General features: G+C 71.6%; 10 protein-coding genes. 7 read left to right on the top strand and 3 right to left on the bottom strand.

Annotated elements, in window-relative coordinates; translation table 11 throughout:
* The first annotated feature begins 19 nt into the window (after positions 1–19).
* On the top strand, positions 20–1,912 hold the full coding sequence (locus FKO37_RS03490) for a TNT domain-containing protein (protein WP_238603712.1): 1,893 nt from the start codon (positions 20–22) through the stop codon (positions 1,910–1,912).
* Here FKO37_RS03490 and FKO37_RS03485 read toward each other — a convergent pair.
* The 3 genes from FKO37_RS03485 to FKO37_RS03475 form a co-directional block, all read right to left on the bottom strand.
* On the bottom strand, positions 1,898–2,731 hold the full coding sequence (locus FKO37_RS03485) for a class I SAM-dependent methyltransferase (RefSeq protein WP_238603711.1): 834 nt from the start codon (positions 2,729–2,731) through the stop codon (positions 1,898–1,900). The two genes, FKO37_RS03490 and FKO37_RS03485, sit on opposite strands and share 15 nt — an antisense overlap.
* Entirely contained in the window at positions 2,716–4,041 is a 1,326-nt protein-coding gene (locus FKO37_RS03480) for a sensor histidine kinase (protein ID WP_238603710.1), read from the bottom strand. Before FKO37_RS03480 ends, FKO37_RS03485 begins: the two co-directional genes overlap by 16 nt.
* Positions 4,042–4,152: 111 nt before the next feature.
* Positions 4,153–5,598, bottom strand: a complete 1,446-nt coding sequence (locus FKO37_RS03475; RefSeq protein ID WP_238603709.1) for a CCA tRNA nucleotidyltransferase — start codon at positions 5,596–5,598, stop codon at positions 4,153–4,155.
* A 101-nt stretch (positions 5,599–5,699) separates the two neighbouring features.
* Here FKO37_RS03475 and FKO37_RS03470 point away from each other — a divergent pair, with 101 nt between their 5' ends.
* The 6 genes from FKO37_RS03470 (at position 5,700) to FKO37_RS03445 (ending at position 14,033) form a co-directional block, all read left to right on the top strand.
* Positions 5,700–6,206, top strand: coding sequence for an NUDIX hydrolase (locus FKO37_RS03470; protein ID WP_037809118.1), 507 nt, complete (start codon positions 5,700–5,702; stop codon positions 6,204–6,206).
* A gap of 14 nt (positions 6,207–6,220) precedes the next feature.
* Positions 6,221–8,383 (top strand): DUF6049 family protein, encoded by a 2,163-nt coding sequence (locus FKO37_RS03465; RefSeq protein WP_043831406.1) that lies wholly within the window; start codon positions 6,221–6,223, stop codon positions 8,381–8,383.
* A gap of 702 nt (positions 8,384–9,085) precedes the next feature.
* Positions 9,086–10,864 (top strand): murein biosynthesis integral membrane protein MurJ, encoded by a 1,779-nt coding sequence (gene murJ, locus FKO37_RS03460; protein ID WP_235146700.1) that lies wholly within the window; start codon positions 9,086–9,088, stop codon positions 10,862–10,864.
* 79 nt (positions 10,865–10,943) lie between these two features.
* Positions 10,944–12,542, top strand: coding sequence for a protein kinase family protein (locus FKO37_RS03455; RefSeq protein ID WP_037809120.1), 1,599 nt, complete (start codon positions 10,944–10,946; stop codon positions 12,540–12,542).
* Between the two features lie 31 nt (positions 12,543–12,573).
* Positions 12,574–13,239, top strand: coding sequence for an RNA polymerase sigma factor SigM (gene sigM / locus FKO37_RS03450; protein WP_043831404.1), 666 nt, complete (start codon positions 12,574–12,576; stop codon positions 13,237–13,239).
* Entirely contained in the window at positions 13,236–14,033 is a 798-nt protein-coding gene (locus FKO37_RS03445) for a hypothetical protein (RefSeq protein WP_238603708.1), read from the top strand. The genes sigM and FKO37_RS03445 overlap by 4 nt, the downstream gene beginning before the upstream one ends.
* The last annotated feature ends 32 nt before the right edge of the window (positions 14,034–14,065 follow it).

The following is a 14,065-nucleotide window of genomic DNA, read 5'->3' as shown; positions in this document are numbered from 1 at the left end:
CTTCGGGGAGGAACCAGACGTGCGGTACCGGGTGGAATCGGGAGAACGCCCAGACGGCCTGTACGCGACGCTCGACGATCGCACTTTCGCGGCACAACGCTCGACCACCGACGGAACGCTGCTGCTGACCGTCGTCGGCGACGAGGAAGCGCCCGAAGGGTTCGACCGTGAGCACGAGGGGAAGCCGGCGCGGGTCGTGCTCGCGAACGAGGTGCCCGCGACGTTCGATCTGCGCACCTACGTCGAATACGACGACGAACTGTTCGAGGTCGCGCCAGGCGACCAGCCGAACCTGACCCTGCGCTGGACGCGGCACGATCCGGTGCGCGCCGCGCAGCTCGGGCTCACCGATTTCTCGGTGACCGTCCCGGGCAAGCAGCTCACCGGGCTCTGGCTGACCCGGCACGACTACGGCGAGCCGAAGGCCGAGACCGAGGGCGGCGACCAAACCCGGATCCTGCGGGGGATCGGCCGCACGCTGCGCCAGGTGCCCGGCGGGTGGACGCGGGTGGCGGCGCAGTTCCGGCAGGTCGGCGACTACTCCGAGCTGGAGGTCCGCGCGGTCGGCGACGAGAACGGCCCGGTTTCGGTGGCGCTGCCCGGCACGCCGCAGCTGAGCACGCTGTTCTCCCAGCTGCGCGCCGCGATGTACCAGCCGGAGACCGGCACCTGGTTCCAAGGCACCTTCACGCTCGACGCCGATTCGCAGTTCGATTTCGACTTCGACGCCGACCAGGAGCCGGACTGGCGGCTGCCGCCCAACGACGGCGGCGAGCCCGCCCGCGAGTCCTACCTCGTGGAGCTGACCCGTTTCCCACGCCCGGACAAGCACCTGCCGGACTGGCTCGGCGCGAAAGCCGGGCTGCCGCTGACCGTCGGGTTCCGCCAGGCGCGGCCGGTCGACGCGCACAACGAGGGCGAGCGCCCCGTGGTGAACCGCCCGCCGGTGCCGCCGGACCAGGTCCGCGGCGTCCTCGACTACCTGTTCCGCTCGCCCGTCGTGCTGCACCGGCCGGTGCCGCAGCCGGACATCTTCGCGCCCGGCGCGCCGCCGGACGTGCCGCAGGCCTTCCACACCGACGGCACCTGGATCTGGCCCGCCGCCGTACCGCACTACCTGCGCAAATACGGTGTTCCGCCGGAGCCGGAGCTGGTCGAGCACATCCGCGCCGCCGGGTTCCGCCCGCCGATCGTGCGTGACCTGGTGCGCGCGACCGCCGAAGCCGACGTGCTCGGCAAACCGCGCCCGGGCCGTACCGAGGCCGACATCCCGGACGACAGCTCGCTCGCCCGCGCGGTCCGCGGCGAGCCGACCCTTGGCCTGCGCAGTGCCGAAACGTTGGCCCTGTTGCAGCAGCGGCTCGTCGAACACGGCGTGCCGTCGTCGGCGTACCGGATCGGTGCGAACGAGGTGCCCGCCGAAGGCGTGTGGACGTTGCGCCGCGCGGAAAACGGCTGGGAGGTGTCGCGTCCGCCCGCAGCGGAGCCGGTCGCGTTCGCCAACCTCGCCGACGCGGCCCGGTTCCTCCTCGGCACGCTGCTGATGCTGCCGCCGCAGGCCCCGGACGAATCCGATCAGCCCGCGGACTGGCCGATCCTGCCGATGCGCGGCGAGCCGCCGTTGTCGTTCTTCCGCGGCAAGCGGATCGTCGTGCTGCCCGCCGGGACCACGGTGGTCCGCTTCGGCCCCGAGACCGGGAACCTGGTGCACGCGAATTCGGTGCGGTTCCTGGAAACCTCGCTGACGCCGGACCGCGAACGCGACCGGCACGAGTACCGCGTGCAGCGCACGATCCGGGTGCTGACCGGCGTTACCGCGCCGTGGGCGCAACAGCCCGGCGGGGCCACCGCGTACCTGCTGCCGCGCCCGATCGCGCAGCACCTCGAGCAGGGCGCGCTATCCCGGCTGTGAAGCCGTGATCAGCACGGCGGGCGACCACCAGTAGTCCGCGAGCGGTTCCACCGTCACGTCGGCGAACCCGGCGGCCTCGAGCTGCCGGGTCCACTGCGCGGCCGGATGTTCCCAGTTCGTCCGTGCCGTCCCGGCGGCAACGCCGAGGAGCACCGGCAGCAGAAATCCTTGTGCCACCAGGGAAGCCTGCTCGCCGTATTCGGCGACGCCGCGTTCGTACCTACGCGCGAGCGACTCCAGGTCAGCAGTGTCCGGCACGTCGAATTCGGCGAGCACCAAGCGTTCCGTCCGCGCTCGCAACGCACTCAGCACCTCAGCGCGGACGGAGGGCTCGATCGACTGCAGCGCGAACGTCGACTGCGTGAGGTTCCACATGGAACCATCCGCGGCGAGAAAGTCCTGCGCGGTCAACGAAAACCGGCGCGCACCAGGCACTTCGACGTCCGCGAGCAGCGCCTCCGACGGCTCCACCAGGTCGATCCGCTCCGGCCGGAACGAGGCCCGCGCCAACGCCGGCTCGATCGCCAACCCGTCGCCGCACCCGAGGTCCAGCAACGCGGCCGGACGCCAGACGTCGTACCGCGCGGCCAGTTCTTCGCTCAACCGCCGGTACAACTCGACGTTGCCGCCACCGCGGATGAACGCCGTGAACGCGGCGGGCTGGTCGTACACCGGACCGCTCGAACCAGCCGCCAGATACCTCGCCAACTCGGCGCCCAACGGCGTTCCAGCCTCAACAGCAAGCGCACCCGCTCGCTCGACCTCGCCGTCCCGGTACGCCGCCAGCGCACCCGCCACCCCGCTCACAGCGGCACCCACAACGTCACCCTCGTTCCGCTCCCCGGACTCGATTCGACCAGCGAGGTCCCGCCGACCTCGGACAACCGCGCGGTGATCGACTCGCTGATGCCGAACCCGGCCGGCCGGTCCGCCGGACTGAACCCGGTGCCGTGATCCCGCGTGATCACCGCGATCCCGCCATTGCGTTCCTCCACGCGTACCACGACCTTGTCCGTCTCCGCGTGCTTCATCGTGTTGCGCATGGCTTCCCGCACCGCGTCGCGGATCGCGATCTGCCGGACCTCGGACAGCGTGTCGTCGTCCAGCTCGGCGATCACCAGCTGCGCGCGCAGCCCGTCCCGCGCCATCTCCGCGGCCAGCGCCGCGAGCTTCTCGCCGAGCGGACGCGCGCCCTCCTCGGCCCGCTGCGCGGCGGCGGTCTCGATCGTCTGCCGCAGTTCGATCGCCTGCGCCCGGGCCAGCCGCTGCACCTCGACCAGCCGCTGATCCGAATCGCCCGGACCGCCGAGCGCGATCGCTTCCAGCGTCTGCAGCACCGTGTCGTGCAGCATCCGGTGCTGCCGCGCGCGTTCGGCGAGCCGTCCGTTGCGAATCCCGTACGCCAGCGCCAGCCGGATCCCGAGGCCGAGCAGGATCAGCGCGCCGACCGCGGTGAACAGGACGCCGAACATCGTCGGGTACAGCGACACGGCCTGCGCGAAATCGAACGTGCCGTGGTTGAGCAGGTCCGACAGCAGCCGCACCGGCAGGCTGAGCGCCGCCAGCCCGATCCCGGACGGGATGCCGACGGCGAGGGTGAGCAGGGCGACGCTGCCGAGCAGGTGTTTGTCCGCGACTCCGACCGCGTCGTGGAAGACCGCGGGCGACACCGTCGCGCCGATGAACAGCTCGAACGCGAGCGTGGCGACGAGGTCGATCAGCAGCAACCGGCCCGCGAGATCACTGCGGAACGGGGCTCGGCGCATCATCCAGAACAGGCCGAACGCGCTCAGCGCCACCGAGCACACCGCGACGATCGCGACCGACGCCAGCCCGGCCGACCCGTGCCTGACCGCGTACGACCCGAACGTCGCGGGCACCATCAGCAGCCGGTAGACCAGCGGAACCAGCACCACGTACCGAGCCGCACGCAGGAGCAGCCCGTCGCGCTGCCGCTCGTCGACCGGACCGGCCATCCGCGAGATCCGCTGCAACGCGCGCACCGGGGTCGGATCGCCGATCTCGTCGGTCAGCCCGGTCGTCGCCGTGGCCAGCGCGGGCGTGCCGCGCCGCAGCAGCATGACGAGAAAGCTGGCTCCGCGCCGGTCCCCGTCCTGCTGCCGCGTCATCGATCCCCCCGGTTCGGTTCGAGACAGGGAGTATCTCGGCTGGCCCGGCGATGATCCAGAGGCCAAAGGGGGATCGTGGCGAACCCGCGATCCCGAATTCATTTCTTGGGTCTACTCGCCCGAACCGAGGCCCTCGGCCGCCGCCCACTTCTTCAGCTCGGCGACCGCCTCGTCGTGTTCCAGCGGACCGCGGTCCAGCCGCAGTTCCTTGAGGAACTTCCAGGCCTGCCCGACCTGCGGGCCCGGCGGGAGGCCGAGCAGCCGCATGATCTCGTTGCCGTCGAGGTCCGGCCGGACCCGGTCGAGGTCCTCCTGCTCCTTGATCCGCGCGATGCGGGCCTCGAGATCGTCGTAGGTCGCCTGCAGAGCGGCCGCCTTGCGCTTGTTGCGCGTGGTCGAATCGGCGCGGACGAGCTTGTGCAGCCGGGTCAGCAGGTCGCCGGCGTCGGTGACGTAGCGGCGGACCGCCGAATCGGTCCACTCGCCGCCGCCGTACCCGTGAAACCGCAGGTGGAGGAACACGAGCTGGGAGACCTGCTCGATGATCTCCTTCGAGTACTTCAGCGCCCGCAAACGTTTGCGGGCCATCCGCGCACCGACCACCTCGTGGTGGTGAAAGCTCACGCCGCCGCCCTGGGTGAACTCGCGGGTGGCCGGTTTGCCGATGTCGTGCAGCAGCGCGGCCAGCCGCAGCACGAGGTCCGGCTCGCTGGTCGGTTCGTGCGTTTTCTCCAGCTCGATCGCCTGCGCGAGGACGGTCAGCGAATGCTGGTAGACGTCCTTGTGCTGGTGGTGCTCGTCGATCGCCAGCCGCATGCCGGGCAGTTCGGGCAGCACCCGGTCGGCCAGCCCGGTGTCGACCAGCAGCTCAAGGCCCGGCCGCGGGTCGGGGGCCAGCATCAGCTTCGACAGCTCGGTCTGGACCCGCTCGGCGGTGATCCGGTCGATCTCCTCGGCCATCGACGTCATCGCCTCGACCACGCGCGGCGACGCGGTGAAGCCGAGCTGCGCGGAGAACCGGGCCGCGCGCATCATCCGCAGCGGGTCGTCGGCGAACGACTCCTGCGGCAGCGCCGGGGTGTCGAGCACCTTCAGCCGGAGCGCGTCCATGCCGTCGTGCGGGTCGATGAACGTCTTCCCGACCAGGTCGATCGCCATCGCGTTGACGGTGAAGTCGCGGCGGAGCAGGTCACCCTCGATGGTGTCGCCGAAGGTGACCTCGGGGTTGCGGCCGACGCGGTCGTAGCTGTCCGCGCGGAACGTGGTGATCTCCAGCGTCGTGCCGTTCTTGGTGACGCCGACGGTGCCGAACGCGATGCCGACGTCCCAGACCGCGTCGCCCCATTCGCTCACGATCTGCAGCACCCGGTCCGGGCGCGCGTCGGTGGTGAAGTCGAGGTCGTTGGACAGCCTGCCGAGCAGCGCGTCGCGCACGCTGCCACCGACCAGGTACAAGCTGTGGCCGGCGCGGGCGAAGCGCTCGGCCAGCTCGTCGGCCAACGGGGACACTCGCATCAGTTCCGTCACCGCGTTCTGCTGGGCGACCAGGTTGTTCACTCGAATCCCACCACGAAAATGGCGCCGCCACCGCGGACGCCGCCGGACACGGACACGGAGAGCCAGAGTACCCGGGCGACCGTTTGCTCTAGCATCGCAGCATGTCTGGATCCGCCGGTCGCGCCGGGCCGCCGACGCCGCGCCGGCGGCGACGGCGCCACCGCGGCAGGCGGCTGACCACGGTCGACGAGACCTCGGCTGGCGGACTGGTCGTCGACCCGGAGCGCGAACACGCGGTGCTGATCGGGCGGCTCGACCGACACGGCAGACTGCTGTGGTCGCTGCCGAAGGGCCACATCGAGGACGGGGAGACGGTGGAGCAGACCGCGGTGCGCGAGGTGAAGGAGGAAACCGGCATCTCCGCGCGCGTCCTGCACCCGCTTGGCGCCATCGATTACTGGTTCGTCGCGCAGCAGCGCCGGGTGCACAAGACCGTGCACCATTTCCTGCTCGAAGCCACCGGTGGCGAACTGTCGGACGAGGACGTCGAGGTGACCGAGGTCGCCTGGGTTCCGCTGGCCGAGCTGGAGACCACCCTCGCCTACGCGGACGAGCGCAAGCTGGTTCGCGGGGCAGCAGAACTTTTCGCGCCCGACGAGCGCGGCTGAGAGGGAGCACCCGAGTGAAGCGGCCCGCCGCCTTCTTGCTGTCTTTGCTGATCGTCGCCGCCACCGCGTTGTTCGGTGCGCCGGCGGGCGCGCAGGAGAATCCGTCTCCGGAACCGGCGCGGCTGCGGCTCGACCTCGGCCAGCTGACCCCGCGCGTGATTTCCAGCGCGGACCAGGCGATCACGGTGGCCGGGACGGTCACCAACACCGGATCGCGCCGGATCGTCAAGCCGATGGCCCGGCTGCAGATCGGCGAACGCCTCGCCAGCCCGCGCGCGATGGACTCGGTGCTCGCCGGGACCCCGGTGCAGGACACCCCGCTGACCGAGTTCACCACGCTCGCCGAGGACCTGGAGCCTGGGCAGAGCGCCCGGCTGAACATCACCGTGCCGCTCACCGGGCCGCGCGGCGCTGGCCTCCGGCCGGGCGTGTACCCGCTGCTGGTGAACGTGAACGGCACCCCGGAGTACGGCGGCCCGGCCCGGCTCGCCGCGGTGAGCTTGCTCATGCCGGTGCTGTCGACGCCGGGCCACGCGAACAACCAGGCAACGCAGCGGCATTCGAAACTGGCCGTGCTGTGGCCGATCACCGACAGCACCCCGCACGTCCAGTCCGCCCCGTTCGGCGTGCCGATGACGCTCACCGACGATTCGCTCGCCGACCAGCTGAGCCCCGGCGGACGGCTGTATTCGCTGGTCTCGGCGGCGCGAGCGGCGCAGGAGACGAATCCGAAGATCGGCGGCTCGCTGTGCTTCGCGCTCGATCCGGACCTGCTGCGCACCGTGGACGCGATGAAGAACGGCTACCGGGTCAGCGGCGGGGCGACGGGCAAGGGCGCGGACGCCGCGTCGAACTGGCTGGCGGCGCTGCGTGCGCTGGTCACCGGCCGGTGCGTGATCCCGCTGCCGTTCGCCGACGCCGACCTCACCACGCTGGGCAAGATCCGCGGCGCCGACGGCAACCCGGACGCCGGCCTCATGACCACGGCGCTGAACGGCACCGCGACGATCCGCCAGGTGCTCGGCGTCGAGTCGAAGAGCGGCGTGCTGTGGCCGGGCGGGACTCCGGACGACAAGGCGCTGTCGGCGATTTCGTCGGGCGGCTTCCAGACCGTGCTCACCGACAGCGGCAAGCTGCGGGCGGGCGGTGACGACGAGACCGTCACCGGCGCGGCGACCCTGTCCGACGGCCTGCGCGCGCAGCCGACCAACTCGATGGCCACCGCCGGTCTCACCGGATTCACGCCGAGCCCGCAGGCGCCGACCACCTACAGCGGAGCGTCGCAGCGCGCGGTCTCCACGCAGAACGGTCTCGCCGCGGTCGCGTTCGAAGCCGGGCTCGGCCGCACCGAAGGAACCACCGGCGGGCCGCTGCTCATCGCGCCGCCGCGGCGCTGGGACGCCACCACCGACGAGCTGAACGCCTTCCTGTCCGGGCTCGGCAAGCTCACCACCGCGGGCGTGACGGCCGGTTCGACGCTCGACGACCTGCTGGGCACCGCGCCGGAAGGCAGCGCTTCGCTGGCCGCGGACACCCGTTCGGACGGCGGCGCGGCGGTCGCCGGCCAGCTGTCCGGCCTCGACCAGGACGCCACCGGCCTGGTGTCGGCGATGCAGGTCGACCAGCGGAACCAGGTCGAACCGAAGGCCGTCGTCGGTCCGGTGCGCGACGCGCTGGTCCGCGGCAGCTCGACCGCGTTCGGCCCGTCGGCGGTGGCGTCCGCCTCGGCGAACGCCACCGCGGAGCTCGCCGCGATCCGCGACCAGGTGACCGTCGAACAGCCGAAGCAAACGTTTGCGCTCGCGTCCGGGTCCTCGCCGCTGCCGGTGTACGTGCACAACGACCTGCCGGTCGGCGTCACCGCGCAGATCGTGCTCCGGAACAACATGGGCGTCCGGCCGGAACAAGCGGGCAAGAACCTGCTTTTCCCGGCGAAGGGCGGGCAGACCAAGTACGTGCAGATCGAGGCGCTGCGGGCCGGCCGGCTGTCGGTCGATGTGTCCTTGACCACCCCATCGGGCACGGATCTCGGCGCGACCGCGCGGTTCGAGCTGACCTCGACCGAATACGGCCCGATCACCATCATCGTCACCGTCGTCGCTGGTTGCGCGCTGCTTCTGCTGGCGTCCCGGCGGATCTACCGGCGGATCAAGGAAAGCCGCGGCGGCACGCCCTGACAGGCCAAGGGGCCGGGTGCTCGCGCCCGTTCCCGATTACCCTGAGTCGGCGCTGCCACAATGGCAGGGGCAAGGGGACCGCCGAGGATTGGGCACGCGTTGGACAAAGAGCCGGGTCAACCACCCGAGCGTGCGGGTCGTCCTCGGCGGGACGGCGCGGCGCCGAGGCGGAGCGACCAGCCTCGCCGCGCGGTGCGGGACGCCCGTCGCCAGCCGCCTCCTCCGCCGCCGCCCGCCGACCGCAGGCAGCCGCCGCCCAACGGCACCCGCCGGATGCCGTTGCCCGACGAACGCCCGCCCGCCGACCGGGCGCCTTCCGACCGGGCCCAGCCGCGCCGGATCGACCCGCGCCGCGGCGACCCCCGTGAGCCCCGCGAACCTCGTGAACCCCGCGACCCCCGGGACCGCGCGCCGCGCCGGGTCCCGCCGCCGCCGCCGAACGGCCAGCGTCCGGCCCCGACCAGGGCCGCCATGCCGCCGGTGCGCAGGCCGCCCCCGCCGAGGCAGTCCGGGCCGCCGTCCGGCCCGCAGCAGCTCCCGCCGTCGGGTCCGCAGCCGATCCCGCCGAACCAGCCGCCGAACCGCGGCCAGCTCCCGCAGCCGACCCCGCCGCCCGCGAACGTGCCGGGCCCGCAGCCGCCGGTGCACCGCGGCCGCGGCCCGCGTCCCGGCACGCCGATCCGGCCGTGGCAGGAAGAGGCGATGCGGGACCCGGACGCCACCCGGTTCATCCCGCGCACGGCGGGCGTTCCGCTGGCGGCCCCGTCGCGCTGGCCGACCGCCGACCCGGACGTGCTGCGCCCGTACGACGCGCTGGCCACCCAGGTCATGCCGCGGATCAAGGACGCGCCGCTCGCGCGTCCGGCCGAGGCGCCCGAACAGCCGAAGGACGAGGGTCCTTCGGTCGCGAAGGAATCCGGCCGGATGGCGATCGCGTCGCTGATCAGCCGGATCACCGGGTTCCTGTGGAAGGTGCTGCTGGTCGCGGCGATCGGCAACGGGATCGCGACCGACTCGTTCAACGTCGCGAACACGATGCCGAACATCATCTTCGAGCTGCTGCTCGGCGGCGTGCTCACCAGCGTGGTGGTGCCGCTGCTGGTGCGTTCGCAAGACGACCCGGACCACGGCCAGGCCTACGCGCAACGGCTGCTGACCACCGGCGTCACCGTGCTGTTCATCGGCACCGTGATCGCGGTGATCGCGGCACCGGCGTTCACGTCGCTGTACATCGATTCGTCCGGCAACGCGAGCGCGGGCCTGACCACCGCGTTCGCCTACCTGCTGCTGCCGGAGATCTTCTTCTACGGCGTGTTCGCGCTGGTCTCGGCGATGCTGAACGCCAAGCACGTGTTCGGGCCGACCGCGTGGGCCCCGGTGATCAACAACCTGGTGGTCATCTTCACCATCCTCGTGGTGTGGCTGATGCCCGGTTCGATCGACACCGGCAATCCGTCGCTCACCGATCCGAAGGTGCTCACGCTCGGCCTCGGCGTCACCGGCGGCATCGCCGCGCAGGCGCTCATGCTGATCCCGCCGCTGCTGCGGTCGGGCTTCCGCCCGCGCTGGCGCTGGGGCCTGGACAGCCGGATGAAGGAGTTCGGCGGGCTGGCCCTGTGGGTCGTCGGCTACGTCGCGGTCAGCCAAGTCGGCCTCACGATCACCACCCGCGTGCTCACCAAGGGCACCTCGGGCGGCGTCACCGCCTACAACTACGCGTGGCTGCTGTTCCAGCTGCCCTACGGCGTGCTCGGCGTCTCGCTGCTGACCGCGATCATGCCGCGAATGAGCCGCGCCGCCGCCGACGGCGACACGAAGAAGCTGGTCAGCGACCTGTCGTATGCCTCGCGGATCTCGACGGTGACCCTCGTCCCGATCTCCGCGGTGATGACGATCGTCGGCTCGTCGATGGGTGTCGCGCTGTTCGCGCTGGGCAAGGGCTCGCTGGAAGGCGCCGAGCGGATGGGCCAGGCGCTGGCGATCACGGCGTTCGCGCTGCTGCCGTACGCGCTGGTGATGCTTCAGATGCGGGTGTTCTACGCGATGAAGGACGCCCGCACGCCGACGTTGATCATGATCGTGATGACCGTGGTCAAGGTGCCGCTGCTGTTCCTGTGCCCGGTGCTGTTGAACCCGGAGAACGTCGTGCTCGGCGTGATGATGGTGAACGCGCTGACCTACGTGATCGGCGCGATGCTCGGCCAGGTGTGGCTGTGGGTGACGCTCGGCAACCTGCGCAGCAAGCGGGTGATCGGGGTGATCCTGTTCACGGTCGTGGCGAGCGTCCTCGGGGTCGGCGCGGCGTGGGTCGTCGGGCTGATCGTGCCCTCGTCCCTCGGCCCGGTTCTGCACGCCTGGATCAAGCTCGTCCTGCAGGGACTCGTCGGGATCGTGGTCTCGTTCGGGGTGCTCATGGCGCTGAAGGTCGAGGAGCTGAAGCCCGTAACATCGAGATTCACCCGATTGATCAAGCGCGGGTAACGATTGATTCACGACTCACGACGCTTCTACGGCTGATGATCCGGGTACCCTCGGTGCCGGGAGCGAAGCGGGAGAGAGCGTGGACACGAGACGAAGCGAGCAGGCGGGGGACGCCGCGGGCATTCGCGCCCGGGGCGGATCGCTCGCGCCCGGACGCGTCGTAGGGGACGGCCGGTATCGCCTGCTTGCCCAGTTCGGGGTAGACGAGCGGGCCGCTGCGCACCTCTGGCGCGCGCGGGACGGGCAGCTCAAACGGGACGTCGCACTGACGCTGCTGGTCGGCGATCCGGCCGATCCGGAGGCGGCGCGGCAGGCGAGGCGCACCCTGGAACGGGCCGCGCACGCGTCCAAGTTCGGGCACGGCGGCGTCGCGCGGGTGCTGGACGTGCTCAGCCTCGGCAGCGGGGTCACCTCCAGCGAGGGACTGCTCGGCGTCGTGGTGGCGGAGTGGACCAAGGGCAGCGATCTGGTGGACCTGGTCGCGCAGCGCCCGGTGGCCCCCGCCGCGGCCGCGCGGATGGTGCAGGCGCTCGCCGAAGCGGTCGACCACGCCCACCAGAACGGTCTTGTCCTCGGCCTCGACCACCCGCAGCGGCTGCGGCTCACGCCGGGCGGCGCGCTCAAGCTCGCCTTCCCGGGCCCGCTGCCCGAAGCCACTCTCCGCGACGACGTCAAGGCGCTCGGCGCGGTGCTGTATCTGCTGCTCACCGGACGCTGGGCGCTGCCGGGCGGACCGCCCGCGATCCCCGCGGCCCCGCTCACGCCGCAGGGGCACGTCGTGCCGCCGCGGTCGCTGGTGCCGGCGGTGCCGCCGGAGCTGTCCTCGCTGGCCGTGCGCACGATCGAGGACGGCGGCAGCGGCGGGATCCGCACCAGCTCGGCCATTCTCCGCGTGCTCGGCCAGGTCGCCGAGCAGGAAGAACGCACCCAGCTGATCAACGCGGTCGGCAAGGACGACCCGGCGGCGGAGACCGACGGCACGATCTGGACCACGAAGAAGCCGGTGAAGGACGTCGCGCGGCGGCGGAAGCTGGCCTTCGGCGTCACCGTGCTGGTGGTCGCGACCGTGGTCATCCTCGCGTGGGGCGGGCTGATGCTGATCAACCTGTTCCAGGGCGACGGCAAGCCGACCGGTCCCACGATCAACGTCGCGGCCCCGCCGAGCAGTGCTCCGGCGAAACCGGGCAACCCGGCGCCACCGCCGGGCAACCAGCCGCCCGCGGCGCCGAAGATCGGCGACCCGGTGGCCCCGAAGTCGGCGACGCTCTACAACCCGCAGGGCTCCGGCGACAACGCGGGCCGGGCGAAGAACACGATCGACGGCGACCCGGGCACGGTCTGGAAGACCGACCAGTACCAGCAGCAGCTGCCCGCGCTGAAGCCCGGCGTCGGCATCGCGGTCTCGTTCGACAACCCGGTGAACCTCGCGCAGGTGAAGATCAGCGCGGACAGCCCGGGCACGAAGGTCGAGATCCGGTCGGCGGACAGCAAGAATCCGCAGCTCGACGACACGAAGGTGGTCGGAAGCGGCGACCTGAACGGGCCGGACACCACGATCACCCTGCAGCAGCCGACGCAAAGCCAGTACTTCATCGTCTGGATCACCCAGCTGGGCGACAACGGCGGCGACGGCTTCCTGAGCCAGATCGGAGAGCTGAGCTTCCTGCCTGCGGCGTGAGCTGCGAGCACGACTCAGTAGGCTCTGCCGGGTGACGGCTGCAGCTCCCACGGATGCGGATCTGATCGCGGCGCACGCCGCGGGCGATCCGCATGCGTTCAGTGAACTGGTCCGGCGGCATCGAGACCGCATGTGGGCGGTAGCGCTGCGCACGCTGCGCGATCCGGAAGAGGCGGCGGACGCGCTGCAGGAGGCGTTCATCTCGGCCTTCCGCGCGGCGGGCAAGTTCCGCGCGGAGTCGCAGGTCACGACCTGGCTGCACCGGATCGTGGTGAATGCGTGCCTCGACCGGATCCGGCGGAAGCAGGCCCGGCCGACCGTGCCGCTGCCCGAGACCGGCGAGTACAACGAACCGGCCGCGCCCGGCGACTCGATGGCCGAGAAGGAGACCAGCCTGCTGGTCCGCAAAGCGCTCGACGAGCTGCCCGAAGACCAGCGCGCGCCGATCCTGCTCGTCGACGTCGAGGGCTATTCGGTGGCCGAGACGGCGAAGATGCTCGGCATCGCCGAGGGCACGGTCAAGAGCCGGTGCGCGCGCGGGCGGGGAAAACTCGCGAAGGTTCTCGGGCATCTGCGGAACCCGGACGGGGGTGGCGACGTCCCAACTAACGAAAGCAAACGCAAGCACGCCACTTCGGAGGGGTCCCGGAGTGCCGGGCGAGCCCAGCGCTCGCCGGGGAACGGGGAGGGACGATGACGGACGAGAGCCGGGGGGCAGGCGGAACCATCGGGCCGCCCTGGTCTGTCGACCTGCTCGCCGACCTCCACGCCGGGGTCCTCGACGACCAGGAGGCAGCGCAGCTGTGGCCGCGGGTGAACGCGGATCCGGAGGCGCGCGCGATCATCGAGGCCCTGGAGGCGACCACCGCCGACCTGTCCGCGCTCGCCGCGGAACCGGCGCCGCCGATGCCCGCCGAGTTCGCGGCAAGGCTCGACGCCGCGCTCGCCGCGGAGTCGGCGGCCCGGCAGGAGGCGACGTTTCCGGCGGCCGCACCGGAGCCCGCTGAACAGGCGGTCGCGCCGGTGGTGGACCTGTCGGCGGCGCGGAAACGGCGGAACCGGCAGCTCGGCTGGGGCGCCGGGATCCTGACCGCCGCCGCGGCCGCCGCGGTAGCGATCACGCTGACCGTTCCCGGTGCGACCAAGACCAATACGTCCGGTGTCGCTGCGCCCGCGCCGTCTTCGGCAAGCGGCCCGTCCGTCGGCAGCGACGGCAGCGGTGCGGAAGCGCTGCTGGGCGGCGGTCTCGGCGTGCGGAACTACGGTCCGCTGCAGGACTCGAAACGCTTCGACGCGTGCGTCGCGGCGGCCGGCATGGACCCGGCGGTGCGGCCGGAGGGCGTGCGGCCGGTGACCGTCGAGGGCAAGCCGGGCGTGGTGGCGATTTACACCACCGGCAAGCTCGCGCAGTTCCGGCTGGTCGCGTTCGGCGCGGACTGCGGGCCGGGGAACCCGGACAAGCTGTTCGACAAGGTGGTCGGCAAGAAGTAGCGGGCAGGACGTAGCGGGCGTCACCGCCGGGA

Source organism: Amycolatopsis sp. Poz14 (assembly GCF_006704225.1).
Classification (GTDB): Bacteria; Actinomycetota; Actinomycetes; order Mycobacteriales; family Pseudonocardiaceae; genus Amycolatopsis; species Amycolatopsis nivea.
This window is presented reverse-complemented; position numbering and strand designations above follow the sequence as displayed.